Annotated in this window: 16 protein-coding genes; all 16 read left to right on the top strand. The window is 62.9% G+C overall.

The genetic code is table 11. The annotated features are described in order from the left end of the window. Nucleotides 1-2 precede the first annotated feature (2 nt). The 16 genes from nuoH (at nucleotide 3) to AC04SI_RS04570 (ending at nucleotide 17,284) form a co-directional block, all read left to right on the top strand. Nucleotides 3-1,046: an NADH-quinone oxidoreductase subunit NuoH gene (gene nuoH, locus AC04SI_RS04495; protein WP_404275708.1), complete on the top strand. Its 1,044-nt coding sequence runs from the start codon at nucleotides 3-5 to the stop codon at nucleotides 1,044-1,046. Next, nucleotides 1,046-1,537: an NADH-quinone oxidoreductase subunit NuoI gene (gene nuoI, locus AC04SI_RS04500; RefSeq protein ID WP_006203240.1), complete on the top strand. Its 492-nt coding sequence runs from the start codon at nucleotides 1,046-1,048 to the stop codon at nucleotides 1,535-1,537. The genes nuoH and nuoI overlap by 1 nt, the downstream gene beginning before the upstream one ends. 241 nt (nucleotides 1,538-1,778) lie before the next feature. Next, on the top strand, nucleotides 1,779-2,399 hold the full coding sequence (locus AC04SI_RS04505) for an NADH-quinone oxidoreductase subunit J (protein WP_192180967.1): 621 nt from the start codon (nucleotides 1,779-1,781) through the stop codon (nucleotides 2,397-2,399). 1 nt (nucleotide 2,400) lies between these two features. Further along, the gene (gene nuoK / locus AC04SI_RS04510; RefSeq protein ID WP_023798863.1) at nucleotides 2,401-2,709 is read left to right on the top strand and encodes an NADH-quinone oxidoreductase subunit NuoK; all 309 of its coding nucleotides are present in this window, start codon (nucleotides 2,401-2,403) and stop codon (nucleotides 2,707-2,709) included. 11 nt (nucleotides 2,710-2,720) lie between these two features. Beyond that, nucleotides 2,721-4,694, top strand: a complete 1,974-nt coding sequence (nuoL, locus tag AC04SI_RS04515) for an NADH-quinone oxidoreductase subunit L (protein WP_404275713.1) — start codon at nucleotides 2,721-2,723, stop codon at nucleotides 4,692-4,694. Continuing rightward, nucleotides 4,694-6,199 carry an NADH-quinone oxidoreductase subunit M gene (locus AC04SI_RS04520; protein ID WP_404275715.1) on the top strand — a complete coding sequence of 502 codons (1,506 nt, stop codon included), beginning with the start codon at nucleotides 4,694-4,696 and terminating at the stop codon, nucleotides 6,197-6,199. The genes nuoL and AC04SI_RS04520 overlap by 1 nt, the downstream gene beginning before the upstream one ends. 19 nt (nucleotides 6,200-6,218) lie before the next feature. Continuing rightward, the gene (gene nuoN / locus AC04SI_RS04525; RefSeq protein WP_404275717.1) at nucleotides 6,219-7,655 is read left to right on the top strand and encodes an NADH-quinone oxidoreductase subunit NuoN; all 1,437 of its coding nucleotides are present in this window, start codon (nucleotides 6,219-6,221) and stop codon (nucleotides 7,653-7,655) included. A gap of 4 nt (nucleotides 7,656-7,659) precedes the next feature. Then, nucleotides 7,660-8,481: a biotin--[acetyl-CoA-carboxylase] ligase gene (locus AC04SI_RS04530; RefSeq protein ID WP_404275719.1), complete on the top strand. Its 822-nt coding sequence runs from the start codon at nucleotides 7,660-7,662 to the stop codon at nucleotides 8,479-8,481. A 20-nt stretch (nucleotides 8,482-8,501) separates the two neighbouring features. Next, nucleotides 8,502-10,172, top strand: coding sequence for a ribonuclease J (locus AC04SI_RS04535; protein WP_404275721.1), 1,671 nt, complete (start codon nucleotides 8,502-8,504; stop codon nucleotides 10,170-10,172). 147 nt (nucleotides 10,173-10,319) lie between these two features. Next, nucleotides 10,320-10,724 carry a methylmalonyl-CoA epimerase gene (gene mce / locus AC04SI_RS04540; RefSeq protein ID WP_404275723.1) on the top strand — a complete coding sequence of 135 codons (405 nt, stop codon included), beginning with the start codon at nucleotides 10,320-10,322 and terminating at the stop codon, nucleotides 10,722-10,724. Continuing rightward, entirely contained in the window at nucleotides 10,721-11,005 is a 285-nt protein-coding gene (locus AC04SI_RS04545; RefSeq protein WP_192180974.1) for a DUF1467 family protein, read from the top strand. Before mce ends, AC04SI_RS04545 begins: the two co-directional genes overlap by 4 nt. Nucleotides 11,006-11,656: 651 nt before the next feature. Beyond that, the gene (proS, locus tag AC04SI_RS04550) at nucleotides 11,657-12,985 is read left to right on the top strand and encodes a proline--tRNA ligase (protein ID WP_404275725.1); all 1,329 of its coding nucleotides are present in this window, start codon (nucleotides 11,657-11,659) and stop codon (nucleotides 12,983-12,985) included. Then, the gene (locus tag AC04SI_RS04555; protein WP_404275727.1) at nucleotides 12,982-14,268 is read left to right on the top strand and encodes a lipoprotein-releasing ABC transporter permease subunit; all 1,287 of its coding nucleotides are present in this window, start codon (nucleotides 12,982-12,984) and stop codon (nucleotides 14,266-14,268) included. Before proS ends, AC04SI_RS04555 begins: the two co-directional genes overlap by 4 nt. Further along, complete coding sequence (locus AC04SI_RS04560; RefSeq protein WP_192180977.1) at nucleotides 14,265-14,948, top strand: ABC transporter ATP-binding protein; 684 nt, start codon at nucleotides 14,265-14,267, stop codon at nucleotides 14,946-14,948. Before AC04SI_RS04555 ends, AC04SI_RS04560 begins: the two co-directional genes overlap by 4 nt. 478 nt (nucleotides 14,949-15,426) lie before the next feature. Continuing rightward, nucleotides 15,427-15,843: an endonuclease domain-containing protein gene (locus tag AC04SI_RS04565; RefSeq protein ID WP_404275730.1), complete on the top strand. Its 417-nt coding sequence runs from the start codon at nucleotides 15,427-15,429 to the stop codon at nucleotides 15,841-15,843. A 190-nt stretch (nucleotides 15,844-16,033) separates the two neighbouring features. After that, nucleotides 16,034-17,284, top strand: a complete 1,251-nt coding sequence (locus AC04SI_RS04570; RefSeq protein ID WP_404275732.1) for a zinc metalloprotease — start codon at nucleotides 16,034-16,036, stop codon at nucleotides 17,282-17,284. Nucleotides 17,285-17,312: the final 28 nt, after the last annotated feature.

The following is a 17,312-nucleotide window of genomic DNA, read 5'->3' on the forward strand; positions in this document are numbered from 1 at the left end:
GCATGGACACGTTCTTCTCCATCTATGTACTGCCGGCGCTGATCATCCTCTTGAAGTCGGTCGTGCTGATCGTCGTGCTGCTGATCGCGGTCGCTTATCTGCTTTATGCCGACCGCAAGATCTGGGCTGCGGTGCAGCTGCGCCGCGGCCCGAACGTCGTCGGCCCCTGGGGCACGCTGCAGGCCTTCGCCGACCTGCTGAAATTCGTGTTCAAGGAACCGGTGATCCCGTCCGGCGCCAACAAGGGCGTGTTCCTGCTGGCGCCGCTGGTGTCGGCGGTGCTGGCGATCTCGGCCTGGGCCGTCATCCCGGTTAACCAGGGCTGGGCGATTGCCAACGTCAATGTCGGCATCCTTTATGTCTTCGCCATCTCCTCGCTCGAGGTCTATGGCGTGATCATGGGCGGCTGGGCGTCGAATTCGAAATATCCGTTCCTCGGCGCGTTGCGCTCGGCGGCGCAGATGGTGTCCTACGAAGTCTCGATCGGCTTCGTCATCGTCACTGTGCTGCTCTGCGTCGGCTCGCTCAATCTGTCGGACATCGTGCTGTCGCAGCAGGATGGGCTGGGCACGCGGGTTGGCCTGCCCAACACTTTCCTCGACTGGCACTGGCTGTCGCTGTTCCCGATGTTCGTCGTCTTCTTCATTTCGGCGCTGGCTGAGACGAACCGCCCGCCTTTCGACCTCGTCGAGGCCGAATCGGAACTGGTCGCCGGCCACATGGTCGAATATTCCTCGACGCCGTTCCTGCTGTTCTTCCTCGGCGAATATGTCGCCGTCGTCTTGATGTGCGCCTTGGCCACCATCCTGTTCCTCGGCGGCTGGCTGCCGCCCTTCGACTTCGCGCCCTTCACCTGGGTGCCGGGGCTGATCTGGTTCGTGCTCAAGGTCTGTCTGATGTTCTTCATGTTCTCCATGGTGAAGGCCTTCGTGCCGCGCTACCGCTACGACCAGTTGATGCGGCTGGGCTGGAAGGTCTTCTTGCCGATCTCGCTGGCGATGGTGGTGATCGTCGCTGCCTTCCTCAAGATCACGGGGTTTGCGTGATGTCTGCTCTTTCCCAGGCTGCAAAATCGCTGCTGCTGCAGGATTTCGTCAGCGCCTTCTTCCTGTCGATGCGCCAGTTCTTCGCGCCGAAGGAGACGATCAACTATCCGCATGAGAAGGGGCCGATCAGCCCGCGCTTCCGCGGCGAGCACGCGCTGCGCCGTTATCCCAACGGCGAGGAACGCTGCATCGCCTGCAAATTGTGCGAGGCGATCTGCCCGGCGCAGGCGATCACCATCGAGGCCGGGCCGCGCCGCAATGACGGCACGCGGCGCACCGTGCGCTACGATATCGACATGGTGAAGTGCATCTATTGCGGCTTCTGCCAGGAAGCCTGCCCGGTCGACGCCATCGTCGAGGGGCCGAATTTCGAGTTCGCGACGGAGACGCGCGAGGAGCTCTACTACGACAAGGACAGGCTGCTGGCGAATGGCGATCGCTGGGAGCGCGAACTGGCGCGCAACATCGCGCTGGACTCGCCCTATCGCTGACATTTGACGCATGGACGGGGCGAGGGGCCTCGTCCAGAGGATGATCCCGAAAAGTTGCAGACTTTTCGGACGAGATCATCCTCCGGAATGAAAGAGTGGCGCATGTTTCTTTCGATCGGGTCTTTCAACCCGATCGGAACATGCGCTAGGACAACGCGGCTTCGGCGCCGGAGGCGGAACGAAGCCAGAGAGAACGAAACAGGACGAACGTCCTGTTTCGGACAGGAACCCGGGGGAACCCATGCTGAGTGGACTAGAGGCGGCCTTTTTCTACCTCTTCGCCTTTGTCGCCGTGGCATCGGCGTTCATGGTCATTTCGTCGCGCAACCCCGTGCATTCGGTGCTGTTCCTGATCCTGACCTTCTTCAATGCCGCCGGCCTGTTCATGCTGACCGGGGCCGAGTTCCTGGCGATGATCCTGCTCGTCGTCTATGTCGGCGCGGTCATGGTGCTGTTCCTGTTCGTCGTCATGATGCTCGATGTCGACTTCGCCGAGATGAAGGAAGGCGCCCTGCAATATGCGCCGATCGGTGCGCTGGTCGGGCTGATCCTGGCGGCGGAGTTGATCGTCGTGCTCGGTGGCTACACTTTCGCGCCGCAACTGGCGGCGACGGTGTCAAAACCCATTCCGGACCTCGCCACGCGCTCGAACACGGCGGCATTGGGCGACATCCTCTATACGGACTACCTCTACTACTTCCAGATCGCCGGCCTCGTGCTCCTGGTCGCCATGATCGGCGCCATCGTCTTGACGCTGCGCCACAAGCCGGGTGTCAAGCGGCAGTCGATCGCAGCCCAGGTCGGCCGCACGCCGGCGACGGGCATGGAAATCCGCAAGGTCAAATCGGGCGAGGGCATCTGAGATGGTCGTCGGCATCGCACATTACCTCACCGTATCGGCGATCCTGTTCACGCTCGGCGTGTTCGGCATCTTCCTCAACCGCCGCAACATCATCGTCATCCTGATGTCGATCGAACTGATCCTGCTCGCGGTCAACATCAATTTCGTCGCCTTTTCGGCGGCGCTCGGCGATCTGGTCGGCCAGGTGTTCGCGCTGTTCGTGCTGACAGTCGCTGCCGCCGAAGCGGCCATCGGTCTCGCCATTCTTGTCGTCTTCTTCCGCAACCGCGGCTCGATCGCGGTCGAAGACGTGAACATGATGAAGGGTTGACGGAAACCACCATGTACCAGGCCATCGTCTTCCTTCCGCTGCTCGGCTTCCTGATTGTCGGTCTGTTCGGCAATTCGCTCGGCGCCAAGGCCTCCGAATACATCACCTCCGGTTTCCTGGTGATCTCGGCGGTGCTGTCGTGGGTCGCCTTCTTCTCGGTCGGTTTCAGCGAGGGCGAGGTGTTCACCGTGCCGGTGCTGCGCTGGATCCAGTCGGGCGGGCTCGACGCCGCATGGGCGCTCAGGATCGACACGCTGACGGTGGTGATGCTGGTCGTCGTCAACACGGTGTCGGCGCTGGTCCACATCTACTCGATCGGCTACATGCACCACGACCCGAACCGGCCGCGCTTCTTTGCCTATCTGTCGCTGTTCACCTTCGCCATGCTGATGCTGGTGACGGCGGACAATCTGGCGCAGATGTTCTTCGGCTGGGAAGGCGTGGGTCTCGCGTCCTATCTGCTGATCGGCTTCTGGTACAAGAAGCCGTCGGCCAACGCCGCGGCGATCAAGGCCTTCGTCGTCAACCGCGTCGGCGATTTCGGCTTCGCGCTCGGCATCTTCGGCGTCTTCGTGCTGTTCGGCTCGGTCAATCTCGGCACCATCTTCGCCAATGCGGCGACATTCGTTCCGGCCGAGGGCGCCGAGCACGGTGCGGCCGTGCTCACCTTCCTCGGCTATGCGCTCGACAAGCACTCGGCGATGACCGTTGTCTGCCTGCTCCTGTTCATGGGCGCCATGGGCAAGTCTGCGCAGGTGCCGCTGCACACCTGGCTGCCGGACGCCATGGAAGGCCCGACACCGGTTTCCGCGCTGATCCATGCCGCGACGATGGTGACCGCCGGCGTGTTCATGCTGGCCAGGCTGTCGCCGCTGTTCGAGCTGTCGCATACGGCGCTGACGGTGGTGACCTTCATCGGCGCCTTCACCGCCTTCTTCGCGGCAACGGTCGGCCTCGTCCAGAACGACATCAAGCGCGTCATCGCCTATTCGACCTGCTCGCAGCTTGGCTACATGTTCGTGGCGCTCGGCGTCGGCGCCTATAGCGCGGCGATCTTCCATCTGTTCACGCACGCCTTCTTCAAGGCGCTGCTGTTCCTCGGCTCGGGCTCGGTCATCCATGCCGTCTCCGACGAGCAGGATATGCGCAAGATGGGCGGCTTGAGGACACTCATTCCAAAGACCTACTGGATGATGGTGATCGGCACGCTGGCGCTGACCGGCGTCGGCATTCCGGTGACCGTCATCGGCACCGCCGGCTTCTTCTCCAAGGACGCCATCATCGAAAGCGCCTTTGCCGGCCACAACATGTTTGCCCCCACCGCCTTCGTCCTGCTGGTCATCGCCGCCTGCTTCACCTCGTTCTATTCCTGGCGGCTGATCTTCATGACTTTCCATGGCGAGCCGCGCGCCAGTCACGAGGTGATGCACCATGTCCATGAATCGCCGCCGGTGATGCTGGTACCGCTGTTCATCCTGGCGGCGGGAGCGCTGTTTGCCGGCATCATCTTCCATGGCGCCTTCATCGGCGAGGGCTATGCAGAGTTCTGGAAGGCGTCGCTGTTCACGCTACCTGACAACCATATCCTGCACGATATCCACGAACTGCCGCTGTGGGTCGAACTGGCGCCGTTCGTCGCCATGCTCATCGGCTTTGGCATCGCCTGGAAGTTCTATATCCGCTCGCCGGAATTGCCCCGGAGCGTCGCCGCCAACCATCGCCTGCTCTACGCCTTCCTGCTCAACAAGTGGTATTTCGACGAGCTCTACGACGTGCTGTTCGTGCGGCCGGCAAAGGCTCTCGGCAGGTTCCTGTGGAAGACCGGCGACGGCACGATCATCGACGGTCTCGGGCCTGACGGTGTTTCGGCACGCGTCGTCGACGTCACCAACCGCGTCGTCAAGCTGCAGACCGGCTACCTCTATCACTATGCCTTCGCCATGCTGATCGGCGTTGCCGCACTCGTCACCTGGATGATGCTCTGATGACCGCCGTGCCAATCCTCTCGCTGGTCACCTTCCTGCCGCTGGTAGGTGTGCTGCTCATCCTGTTCATCAACGATGATAGCGAGAACGCCCGCCGCAACATCCGCGCCATCGCGCTGTGGACGACGAGCATCACCTTCATCGTCTCGCTGTTCATCTGGACCGGCTTCGACAATTCGCAGGCCGGTTTCCAGTTCGTCGAGAAATTCGCCTGGCTGGATTCCGGCATCTCCTACCATCTGGGCGTCGACGGCATCTCGATGCTGTTCGTCATCCTGACCACCTTCCTGATGCCGCTCTGCATCCTGGCGTCGTGGGAATCGATCGAGAAGCGCGTCAAGGCCTACATGATCGCCTTCCTGCTGTTGGAGACGCTGATGATCGGCGTGTTCTGCGCGCTCGACATCGTGCTGTTCTACGTCTTCTTCGAGGCCGGCCTTATCCCGATGTTCATCATCATCGGCGTGTGGGGCGGCAAGCGGCGCGTCTATGCCTCGTTCAAGTTCTTCCTCTATACGCTGGCCGGCTCGGTGCTGATGCTGCTCGCCATCATGGCGATGTTCTTCCAGTCCGGCACCACCGACATCCCGACGCTCTTGACGCATAACTTCCCGGCCAGCATGCAGACTTGGCTATGGCTCGCCTTCTTCGCCTCCTTCGCGGTGAAGATGCCGATGTGGCCGGTGCACACCTGGCTGCCCGACGCGCATGTCGAGGCGCCGACGGCGGGCTCGGTCATCCTGGCCGCCATCCTCCTGAAGATGGGCGGGTACGGCTTCCTGCGTTTCTCGCTGCCGATGTTCCCGCTGGCGTCCGAAATGTTCGCGCCGCTGGTGTTCACGCTGTCGGTCGTCGCCATCATCTACACCTCGCTGGTGGCGCTGATGCAGGAGGACATGAAGAAGCTGATCGCCTATTCCTCGGTCGCCCATATGGGCTTCGTTACCATGGGCATCTTCGCGATGAACCAGGAAGGCGTGCAGGGCGCGATCTTCCAGATGCTATCGCACGGCCTCGTCTCCGGCGCGCTGTTCCTGTGCGTCGGCGTCATCTACGACCGCATGCACACGCGCGACATCGACGCCTATGGCGGCTTGGTCAACAACATGCCGAAATACGCCACCGTGTTCATGGTCTTCACCATGGCCAATGTCGGCCTGCCCGGCACCAGCGGCTTCGTCGGCGAGTTCCTGACCATGCTCGGCGTGTTCCGGGCCAACACATGGGTGGCGTTCTTCGCCGCCACCGGCGTCGTCCTGTCGGCCGCCTACGCGCTCTGGCTCTATCGCCGGGTGATCTTCGGTGCGCTGACCAAGGAGAGCCTGAAGGGCCTGCTGGACCTGTCGCCACGCGAGAAGGCGATCATCTACCCGCTGGTCGTGCTGGTCATCTTCTTCGGCGTCTATCCCGCACCGGTCTTCGACGCGACGGCTGAATCGGTCAAGGCGCTCGTCACCAATGTCACTGCATCCATCGGCTCCGCGCAGACCGCGGCGGCGAATTAACCCAAGGGTTTTGCGAACCATGACGCCGGACCTTCTCTCCAGCCTTTCGCTCTCGACGCCGGAGCTGATCCTCGCCGTCGGCGCGCTGGCGCTCTTGATGGTGGGCGCCTATTCGCGCTCCGACAGTACCAACACGGTGACGGGCCTTGCCGTTGCCATCCTGGTGATTGCCGGACTATGGCTCGTCACGTCCAGCGGGCAGGGTACCGCCTATGGCAGTGCCTTCGTCCAGGATCCGTTTGCGCGCTTCATGAAGATGCTGTCGCTGATCGGTTCGGCGGTGACCCTGGTCATGTCGATGCGCTTCGCCAAGCAAGAGCATTTCGACAAGTTCGAATATCCGGTGCTGATTCTGCTCTGCACGCTCGGCATGATGCTGATGATCTCGGCCAACGGCATGATCGGGCTCTATCTCGGCCTCGAACTGCAATCGCTGGCGATCTACGTGCTGGCGGCGATCAATCGCGACAATCTGCGCTCGACCGAGGCCGGTCTGAAGTATTTCGTCCTCGGCGCGCTGTCGTCGGGCATGCTGCTCTACGGCATCAGCCTCGTCTACGGCTACACCGGCAACACCGGCTTCCAGGAGATCGCCATCGCGCTCGGCAGCGGCGAGCGCCAGCTTGGCCTCGTCTTCGGTCTGGTCTTCGTGCTGGCCGGCCTTGCCTTCAAGATCTCGGCGGTGCCGTTCCATATGTGGACGCCGGACGTCTATGAAGGCGCGCCGACCCCGGTGACGGCCTTCCTGGCGGCGGCGCCGAAGATGGCGGCGATGGCGCTGATCGTGCGCGTCACCATGGGCGCCTTCAAGCCGATCGCTTCCGACTGGCAGCAGATCATCGTCTTCATCTCGATCGCCTCGATGGCGCTCGGTGCCTTCGCGGCGATCGGCCAGACCAACATCAAGCGGCTGATGGCCTACTCCTCGATCGGTCATATGGGCTACGCGCTGGTCGGCCTTGCCGCCAACAGCCAGGCCGGTGTGCGCGGCGTCGCCATCTACATGCTGATCTACCTGGTGATGACGCTCGGCACCTTCGCCTTCATCCTCGCCATGCGGCGCAAGGAAGGCAATGTCGAACAGATCGGCGATCTCGCCGGACTGTCGTCGACCAACCCGGTCATGGCGACGATCCTCACCATCCTGATGTTCTCGCTGGCCGGCATCCCGCCGCTCGCCGGGTTTTGGGGGAAGTGGTACGTCTTCCTCGCCGCCATCAACGCCAACCTCTATGCGCTGGCGATCATCGGTGTGCTGGCCTCGGTGGTGGGCGCTTACTATTACCTGCGCATCATCAAGATCATGTGGTTCGACGAGCCGGTCGGCGGCTTCGTGCCGATGGCGAGCGAACTGCGCCTCGTGCTCGGCGTCTCCGGCGCGTTCGTGCTGTTCTATGTGCTGATCGGCGGGCCGATCGGCACCTATGCCGAAGCCGCCGCCAAGACATTCTTCTGACGGGATGGCATTTCGGCTGGCTCCAACCGCAGCGTCGGAAGGCTTCCGGCTCGAGGCACATGACACGGTCGGTTCGACCAATGCGCTGGCGCTTGCCCATGCGCGGGCGGGCGATCCGGGAAAGCTCTGGGTCGTCTCCAAGCAACAGGAAAGCGGGCGGGGTCGGCGCGGCCGCGTCTGGGCAACGCCCGAAGGCAATCTGGCGGCGACGCTGCTCGTCGTCACCGGCGGCGAGCTTCGGCTTGCCGCGACGCTCGGCTTCGTCGCCGGACTGGCGCTGGCCGACGCGCTCGACGCCGTCGTGCCGCAAGGCAGGATCGCGATCGGTCTCGACGGCGCAAGCCAGGGGAAGAACCGCTTCGAGCTGAAATGGCCGAACGACGTGCTCGCTTCCGGTGCCAAGCTTGCCGGCATCCTGCTGGAATCGGCGATCCTCGAAGGCGGCCGCTTCGCGGTGGCGGTCGGCATCGGCGTCAATGTGGTGGCATACCCCGAGGATTTGCCTTATCCCGCGACATCGCTCAGAACATTGGGGGCGTCCTGCGATGCCGAGACCTTGTTCCTGGCGCTGTCGGACGCGTGGAGCGAGAACGCCCGGCTGTGGAGCGAGGGGCGCGGATTGTCGGCGATCCGGCAGCGCTGGCTGGCGCGGGCAGCGGGCCTGGGCAGCCAGGTTGCTGTCAGAATTGACGGCAATGTGGTGCGCGGGACGTTCGAGACCATTGACGAGGACTGTCGTTTCGTGATCCGCGACGATGAGGGGACTGTTGTGACGATCGCCGCCGGCGACGTGCATTTCGGTGCCGTTGCGTCGGCAGCGTTTTGACCGGCCAGGAAGGGAATATCATGGCGAAAGCGGAAAACGCCGAACTCGTCTTCGTGCCGCTTGGCGGCGTCGGCGAGATCGGCATGAACTTCGCCCTCTACGGCTACGGGCCGGCCAATGCGCGCGAGTGGATCGTCGTCGATGTCGGCGTCACCTTCCCGGATGCCGCGCATCCGGGCGTCGACCTGATCCTGCCCGATACGCGCTTCATCGAGGAGAACCTCGACAGCCTGCGCGGCATCGTCATCACCCATGCGCATGAAGACCATTACGGCGCGCTGCTCGATCTGTGGCCGAAGCTGAAGGCGCCGGTCTGGATGACGCCGTTCAGCGCCGGCCTGCTGGAAGCCAAGCGGCAAGGCGAGCAGGGCGCGCCGAAGATCCCGCTGACGATCTACCGGGCGGGCGAGACATTCAGCGTCGGTCCGTTCGAGATCGAGGCCATACCCGTCGCTCACTCCATTCCCGAACCGATGTCGCTGGCGATCACAACGCCGGCCGGCACCGTCATCCACACCGGCGACTGGAAGATCGATCCGGAGCCGACCATCGGGCCGAAGACCGACGAGGCGCGCTTCCGCGCCTATGGCGACAAGGGCGTGCTGGCGCTGATCTGCGATTCCACCAATGCGCTGCGGGAAGGCGAGTCGCCGTCGGAAGTGGCGGTCGGCGAGGGGCTCAAGGGCGTCATCCAAAGCGCCAAGGGCCGCGTCGCGGTGACCACCTTCTCGTCCAATGTCGGGCGCATCGTCTCCATCGCCAAGGCGGCGCGCGATGCCGGCCGCCAGTGTCTGGTTCTCGGCCGCTCGCTGAAGCGCGTCATCGATGTCGCAGGCGAGCTCGGCTACATGGACGGGCTGCCGGAGTTCATCGCCGAGGAGGATTACGGTTTCATCCCGCGCGAGAACCTGGTCATCATCTGCACCGGCAGCCAGGGCGAGCCGCTGGCCGCACTTGCCAAGCTGTCGCGCGACGAGATGAAGTCGGTGTCGCTGACGGCAGGCGACACGGTGGTGTTTTCCTCGCGCACCATTCCCGGCAACGAGAAGGCGATCCTCGAGATCAAGAACCGCCTCATCGACCTCGGCATGAAGATCATCGAGGATGGCGACGCGCTGGTGCATGTCTCGGGACATCCGCGCCGCAGCGAATTGCGCAAGATGTATGAATGGGTGCGGCCGCAGATCGGCGTGCCGGTGCATGGCGAAGCGGCGCATCTGGTGGCGCAGGGATCGCTGATGTCGATGTCCGGCATCGGCCAGGTGGCGCAGGTGCGCGACGGCGATGTGCTCAGGCTCTATCCCGGTGCTGCCACGATCGTCGACCAGGTGCCGTTCGGCCGCATCTACAAGGACGGCCGCCTGATAGGCACCGACCAGGCGATGGGCATCCGCGACCGGCGCAAGCTATCCTTTGCCGGCCATGTTGCGGTCAATGTCGTGCTCGACGACAAATATGAACTGGCTGGTGATCCCGACCTGGTCGCCATCGGTGTCGCCGAGGCCGACGCCAGCGGCGAAACGCTGGAAGACCTGATGCTCGATGCGGCAGTCGGCGCGGTGGACTCCATCCCCCGCCAGCGCCGAAAAGACCTCGACCTCGTGCAAGAGGCGGTGCGCCGTGCCGTGCGCGGCGCCGCCAACGAAGCCTGGGGCAAGAAGCCGTTGGTGACGGTGTTTGTCACGAGATGAGTGAGTAGTGAATGGTGAATAGTGAATAGTGAATAGTGAATATTGAATATTGGGTTGCGTCGTTCACTGCTTGGCGCCAGGCGTACCATTCACCATTCACCATTCACCATTCACCATTCACAACTGACTACTGCCTTGGAGCCTTGCATGCTTGGACGCCTGAACCATGTCGCGCTTGCCGTGCCGGATCTGGCCGCGGCGACGGCCGCTTATCGCGACACGCTTGGCGCCAACGTGAGTGCGCCACAGGCGCTGCCGGAACATGGCGTGACGGTCGTGTTCGTCGATGTCGGCAACACCAAGATCGAGTTGCTGGAGCCGCTGGGCGCGGGCTCGCCGATCGCGGCATTCCTGGAGAAAAACCCGTCGGGCGGCATGCATCATGTGTGCTATGAGGTGGACGACATTCTGGCGGCGCGCGACAGTCTGCAGGCCAGCGGCGCGCGCGTGCTTGGCGACGGCAACCCAAAAACCGGCGCGCATGGCAAGCCGGTGTTGTTCCTGCATCCCAAGGACTTTTTCGGCACGCTGGTCGAATTGGAGCAAGCATGAGCTGGGTTTCATTCACCGCTTTGTTCTTCGCCACCTGGTGGGTGGTGTTGTTCGCCGTGCTGCCGTTCAGCGTGAAGACGCAGGACGACGACCATGATGTGACGCTGGGGACGGTTTCAAGCGCGCCGCGCGGGCCGCACATGCTGCGCGCCGTGATCAGAACGACGATCGCCACCGCTGTGCTGATGGGTATTTTCTACGGCCTGACCAGAGGGCTGGGGCTCAGCCTCGACGAAGTTCCGCACATTATCCCGGAAGCTGCGCAGACGCCGTCACAATAGGCCTTGGACGACAGTTTCGTGACAGGCGGGCGGGCATCGACCCCGGCCAGGGGCAACCGGCCCAGGATTGTAAGCCGGCGCACTGACGCTACGTCATGCGATTTGAGAGCTGTTTGCTCTAAGCAGATGTTTGCACAAAAAAAATGCAAGGCACAAGGCCTTGCAATTTAAACGCGTCCGATCTGTTTCCGGTGTCCGGCGGCAGCGAGTAACCGCGCCTAGATCGCATCCTCCCAAGACTTTGACCGCGTAGGAGAGCAGATTTTTCTCTGCCCTCTCGGTTATCGGGGCACACTAGCCTAAGGCAGATGAAAATGTCACGAAGAATTTTGCCCCGAAACAGGCAATATCGTGCTGCACTGCACAATAGTGTGGCAGGCCTTGCTTGTAAATCGATCAACGCAGCCGGCGCAACATTGCCGCGGCCTGGAGCGCCGCGCATCTTTGGCTGCGGCAAGGGCGCTCCAACGCTTTCCATCTCCGCATCGCGCTTCCGAACCGCGAGGCCAGCGCAGCAAAAAATCGATTCCCGATTGCGGGCCGATGCGGCAGCTCGGGTTTCCATTCTGTCATGAAATAGCTATGAAGCCGGGGCAAGCAGCCTGCGTTGCGCCGATTCCGGCGCGGCCATCCTCTCTCACGGACCAGTCCATGCGTTTGTCGCGCTATTTCCTGCCTATTCTCAAAGAAAATCCGCGCGAGGCCGAGATCGTCTCGCACCGGCTGATGCTGCGCGCCGGCATGATCCGCCAGCAGGGGCAAGGCAGCTTTTCCTGGCTGCCGCTCGGCAAGCGGGTGCTGGACAAGGTCTGCCGTATCATCCGCGAGGAACAGGATCGGGCAGGGGCGCTGGAGATCCTGATGCCGACCATCCAGTCGGCCGAGCTGTGGCGCGAAAGCGGCCGCTACGACGACTACGGCAAGGAGATGCTGCGCATCAAGGACCGGCAGGAGCGCGACATGCTCTACGGCCCGACCAATGAGGAGATGGTCACCGAGATCTTCCGCGCCTATGTGAAGTCCTACAAGGATCTGCCGCTCAACCTCTACCACATCCAGTGGAAGTTCCGCGACGAGGTGCGGCCGCGCTTCGGCGTCATGCGTTCGCGCGAATTCCTGATGAAGGACGCCTATTCCTTCGACCTCAACTATGAGGGCGCCAAGGCGGCCTATAACCGGATGTTCGTGTCCTATCTCAGGACGTTCACGCGCATGGGCCTGCAGGCGATCCCGATGCGCGCCGACACCGGTCCGATCGGCGGCGATCTCAGCCATGAATTCATCATCCTGGCCGATACCGGCGAGAGCCAGGTCTATTGCCATCGCGACTATCTTTCGCTGGATGTGCCGGGGGCGAATACCGACTTTTCGAATGACGCCGAGATCGCCGACATCGTCAAGACATGGACGACGCCCTACGCCGCCACCGACGAGATGCATGACGAGGCGGCCTGGGAGAAGGTCGGCGACGGTGACAGGCTCTCGGCGCGCGGCATCGAGGTCGGCCATATCTTCCATTTCGGCGACAAATATTCGAAGCCGATGGGCGCCAAGGTGACCGGGCCGGACGGCAAGGATCATTTCGCTTCCGGCGGCTCCTATGGTATCGGGCCCTCGCGCCTGGTCGCGGCGATCATCGAGGCGAGCCATGACGACAACGGCATCATCTGGCCGGAAGCGGTGGCGCCGTTCGATATCGGCCTCATCAACATGAAGGTTGGCGACGCCGATTGCGACCGCGTCAGCGGCGAACTCTATGCAGCGCTCACCGCTGCCGGCAAGGACGTGCTCTACGACGACACCGACCAGCGGCCGGGCGGCAAGTTCGCCACCGCCGACCTGATCGGCCTGCCGTGGCAGGTGATCGTCGGACCGCGCGGCGTGGCCGCCGGCGAGGTCGAGATCAAGAACCGCAGGACCGGCGAGCGCGAGACGCTGCCAATCGCCGAGGCGAGAAAGCGCTTGGGTATCGCCGCATGAGCGAAACGGCTGCAGCCAAGGCCCCGGCCGCCGGCGCCTTTTCGGTGTTCGAGCGCATGGTGGCGTGGCGCTATCTGCGCTCACGGCGCAAGGAGACGGTGATCTCGGTCATCGCCTCAATCTCTTTCCTCGGCATCATGCTTGGTGTCGCGACCTTGATCGTCGTCATGGCCGTGATGAACGGGTTCAGAGCCGAACTTCTGACGCGCATCCTTGGCGTCAACGGCCATCTGATCGTGCAGCCGCTGGACTCGCCGCTTGAGGACTATGCGCAGGTCGCCGGCCGCATCAACGGCGTGCCCGGCATCAAATACGCCATTCCGCTGATCGACGGGCAGGTTCTGGCGCAAGGCAATGTCGGCGGCGGCACCGGGGCGCTGGTGCGCGGCATACGCGGTGACGACCTAGCCAAGATCTCGATCGTGGCAAGCAACATCAAGCAGGGCACGCTTGACGGCTTCGACGGCGGCGAGGGCGTGGCCATAGGCAAGCGCATGGCCGAGAACCTCGGCCTTGTGCTCGGCGACACCATCACGCTGATCTCGCCCGACGGCGATGTGACGCCGCTCGGCACGACACCGCGCATGAAGGGCTACAAGATCGCGGCGATCTTCGAAGTCGGCATGTCGGAATATGACAGCTCCATCGTCTACATGCCGTTTTCCGAAGCGCAGCTCTATTTCAACTTGGACGGACGGGCGCAGACGATCGAGATCTATGTCGACAATCCCGACGATGTCGATGCACTGAAGCCGCTGGTCGAGCAGGCGGCGCAGCGGCCGATCGACATCGTCGACTGGCGCCAGCGCAACGAGACGTTCTTCTCGGCGCTCCAGGTCGAGCGCAACGTCATGTTCATGATCCTGACGCTGATCGTGCTGGTGGCGGCGCTCAACATCATTTCGGGCCTGATCATGCTGGTGAAGGACAAGGGGCACGACATCGCCATCCTGCGCACGATGGGGGCTTCGCGCGGCGCCATCCTGCGCATCTTCCTGATGACGGGGGCGGCGATCGGTGTCACCGGCACCATTGCCGGCGTGCTGCTCGGCATCGTCATCTGCACCAACATCGAATCGATCCGCCAGTTCTTCTCCTGGATGACCGGCAGGATCCTGTTCAATCCTGAACTCTATTTCCTCAGCCAGCTGCCGGCGAAGATGGATCTGCGCGAGACGACTTATGTTGTCATCATGGCGCTCGTGCTCTCCTTCCTGGCAACGGTGTTTCCGGCATGGCGGGCAGCACGGCTCGATCCGGTCGAAGCCTTGAGGTACGAATGAAGGCCGAGACCCTTATCGAGCTGAAGAGCGTCGAGCGGCACTATGTCCAGGGACCGCGCAAGCTCACCATTCTCAATGGCGCCGATTTTTCCCTGAAGCGCGGCGAGATGGTGGCGCTGGTTGCGCCGTCGGGCACCGGCAAGTCGACATTGCTGCACACGGCGGGTCTGCTGGAGCGGCCCGACGCCGGCGACGTGATCCTTGCCGGGCGCGCCTGCGGCCGGCTTTCCGACGAGGAGCGCACGGCGATCCGCCGCAACGATGTCGGCTTCGTCTATCAGTTCCATCATTTGCTGCCGGAGTTTTCCGCCCTGGAGAACATCATGATGCCGCAGCTGATCAAAGGGCTGTCGCGCAAGGAGGCTGCCGAGCGGGCGGCGCAGCTGCTCGACTATATGCAGATCGGCAAGCGCGCGCATCACCGCCCGTCGGAGCTCTCCGGCGGCGAACAGCAGCGCGTCGCCATCGCGCGCGCCGTCGCCAATGCGCCGCTGGTGCTTCTGGCCGACGAGCCGACCGGCAACCTCGACCCGGTCACCGCTTCCTATGTGTTCGAGGCGCTGGAAGCACTGGTTCGGCAATCGGGCCTGGCGGCGCTGATCGCCACCCACAACCACCAGCTGGCATCGCGCATGGACCGGCGGGTGACGTTGGCCGAGGGCAAGGTCGTCCCGCTTTAGGGTACATTGATATTCAGGTGAGGCCGGCCTGCGAAAGGCGGGCTCCTGCGCTTCCGGTGTACTTCAAGTACGCTCGATTCCGGTTTTCGGACCCACCATCCTCGGCTCAGCCTGACCTGAATCTCAACGCACCCTGGCTCATCGCCAAGGCTGGTGGTCCGCAGTCCGGGCAACTGGCACCCGTCAACCTTTCCTTAACCGTGCCGATCTGATCGCCGGAGAATTCCGTCGCTGGCTCGGATTCCGGCCGTTGACATTCGAACAAAAATAGAACAAAATACGAACATACTAACAACTGGAGAGAGTTATGACCGATCTTGTTCAGGATGTTGTGTCGCTCGTGTGCATGAGCACGTTTCTGATTTCCATGGCGATCTGGATCGGAGCCATGTGAGGAGGGGGCTAAAGATGTGCGCCAACGCTGACGCCCCCCTCTCCCCGTTCTTCACGGGGAGAGGGTAAGGGTGAGGGGCAGCGCATGCGTGGACCGGAAATCGAGACAACGAAGCGGGCAAGACGCTTGCGCCAGTCGGACAACGACGCCGAAAGCGCACTTTGGCTCGAACTGCGCGGCCGCAGACTGAACGGCCACAAATTCGTGCGGCAGTTTCCGATAGGCAGTTACTTTGCTGATTTTGCCTGCAGGGAATGCCAGCTGGTCGTCGAGGTCGATGGCAGTCAGCATGCCGACAACAAGTATGACCAGATCAGGGATCGCTTCATGGTTTCAAATGATTGGTCCGTCATCCGCTTTTGGAATGTTGACGTCTTGAAGGGCCGGGAGGAAGTGCTCGAAACCATACTGGCTGCGATTGAGGGCCGCCTCGAACACTGTATCGAAACGCATGATCTTCGATTTATTGCCGCCAGAGGTTATGGGGAGACATGTCCTTGACCCGTTGCGCTGCCCCTCACCCTTACCCTCTCCCCGTGAAGAACGGGGAGAGGGGGGCGTCAGCGTTGAGCCAGGTCCTTCACCGACATGCTGGCGCGGTTTTTCCGGCAGGCGAGAATGGGGTCTCGCCGTTAAGCCTTTCTTGCCGTCCCCAACGCTAGGTTTCCTCAAAGGCAGGGAGTAGCGTCACGTGTCGCCCATCGTCATGGCCATCCTGGTGGCCAGCAATCTTGGACTGATCTTTCTGCTGATGACCGTGCCGCTCGGGCTGCGCACGGTCAGGCTCAGCCGGCTGGTGGCGGCGGACCGCCACCGCCTCTGGCAGGCGCTGTGGCCGCTTGGCAAGGATGCCGGCTGGTCGGGCGAGATCATCTCCGCCGAGGCGCTTGACGGGCAGGGCACGGCCCGGATCAGGCTGTCCTGGGAAGGACGCGACGGGCAGCCGATCGAGCGCAAGGTCATGCTCGAGGATGTCGCGGAAGGGAGTCGCTTTTCCATGCGGGTCCTCGATGACGCATCGCTCGACGCGTCCTTCTGGGCCGATTATCGCGAAACCACGGAACTCGTTTCCGAGGGGAGCAGAACGCGGATTGTCCTTAGTCAGACCGATCGCTATCGCGGCGTCGCCTTTCTGGTCTTCCGCTATTTCGCCATGCGGCGTGAACTCGGCAAGCTGCAGAAATGGGCCAGGACCGGACAGTATCGCAAAGGCGGCTGGTTCGAGCATCCGCTCAGCCAGGTCGGCTTCGCCATCCTTTCGGCTTTCATCCTGTGGCCGTTCTTCGGGCTCAACCTCGGCGGCTTGGCGCTGGCCGCGATCCTGACCTCCGTGGTGGCCCTGCATGAGCTCGGCCATATGGCGGCATTCCGGCTGATGGGGCATCGCAAGGCGCGGATGATCTTCATCCCGCTGCTCGGCGGCATCGCCATTGGCGGCAGGCCTTATGACAGCCGGTTCGAAGTCGCCTTCGTGGCGCTGATGGGCGCCGGGTTTTCCGCCTTCCTGGTGCCGGTGCTGATCGCCGCCAGCGGGTTTGCCAGGGGCGAGGGGCATTATCTCGCCGCGGCGCTGCTGGCCACGCTTGCCGGCTGCTCGGCGCTCTTCAACATCGCCAATCTGGTGCCGGTGTGGAAATTCGACGGCGGTCAGGTGCTGCGCCAGATCTGCCCTGGTCCGCTCGCGCTGGCGCTGGCATCGTTTTTCCTGCTCTCGGCCTTGCTGGCACTCGGCTGGCGCGCCGGCTTCTCATCCGGTTTCCTGCTTGCGGCCGGCGCCGTCTTTTCCGCGCTCAGCCTGCTGACCATGGGCAGTGCGGTGAAGCCGCGCCATGAGCTGAAGCCGATCCGCGCCTTCGACCGTTTCGCCATGGCCGGCGCGCTGCTGGCGGTGTTCGCCATCCACGGCTATGGCGTCCTGTGGGCGTCCGCGCTGCTGGCCTGAGCCGCTGCTCCAGAGCGGTTCGTTGAAC

This window comes from Mesorhizobium sp. CNPSo 4689 (assembly GCF_057784325.1).

Bases quoted from the DNA above. Each gene is read 5' to 3' on its own strand.
- nuoH (WP_404275708.1), top strand. From the start codon at position 3: ATGGACACGTTCTTCTCCATCTATGTACTGCCGGCGCTGATCATCCTC.
- nuoI (WP_006203240.1), top strand. From the start codon at position 1,046: ATGTCTGCTCTTTCCCAGGCTGCAAAATCGCTGCTGCTGCAGGATTTC.
- AC04SI_RS04505 (WP_192180967.1), top strand. From the start codon at position 1,779: ATGCTGAGTGGACTAGAGGCGGCCTTTTTCTACCTCTTCGCCTTTGTC.
- nuoK (WP_023798863.1), top strand. From the start codon at position 2,401: ATGGTCGTCGGCATCGCACATTACCTCACCGTATCGGCGATCCTGTTC.
- nuoL (WP_404275713.1), top strand. From the start codon at position 2,721: ATGTACCAGGCCATCGTCTTCCTTCCGCTGCTCGGCTTCCTGATTGTC.
- AC04SI_RS04520 (WP_404275715.1), top strand. From the start codon at position 4,694: ATGACCGCCGTGCCAATCCTCTCGCTGGTCACCTTCCTGCCGCTGGTA.
- nuoN (WP_404275717.1), top strand. From the start codon at position 6,219: ATGACGCCGGACCTTCTCTCCAGCCTTTCGCTCTCGACGCCGGAGCTG.
- AC04SI_RS04530 (WP_404275719.1), top strand. From the start codon at position 7,660: ATGGCATTTCGGCTGGCTCCAACCGCAGCGTCGGAAGGCTTCCGGCTC.
- AC04SI_RS04535 (WP_404275721.1), top strand. From the start codon at position 8,502: ATGGCGAAAGCGGAAAACGCCGAACTCGTCTTCGTGCCGCTTGGCGGC.
- mce (WP_404275723.1), top strand. From the start codon at position 10,320: ATGCTTGGACGCCTGAACCATGTCGCGCTTGCCGTGCCGGATCTGGCC.
- AC04SI_RS04545 (WP_192180974.1), top strand. From the start codon at position 10,721: ATGAGCTGGGTTTCATTCACCGCTTTGTTCTTCGCCACCTGGTGGGTG.
- proS (WP_404275725.1), top strand. From the start codon at position 11,657: ATGCGTTTGTCGCGCTATTTCCTGCCTATTCTCAAAGAAAATCCGCGC.
- AC04SI_RS04555 (WP_404275727.1), top strand. From the start codon at position 12,982: ATGAGCGAAACGGCTGCAGCCAAGGCCCCGGCCGCCGGCGCCTTTTCG.
- AC04SI_RS04560 (WP_192180977.1), top strand. From the start codon at position 14,265: ATGAAGGCCGAGACCCTTATCGAGCTGAAGAGCGTCGAGCGGCACTAT.
- AC04SI_RS04565 (WP_404275730.1), top strand. From the start codon at position 15,427: ATGCGTGGACCGGAAATCGAGACAACGAAGCGGGCAAGACGCTTGCGC.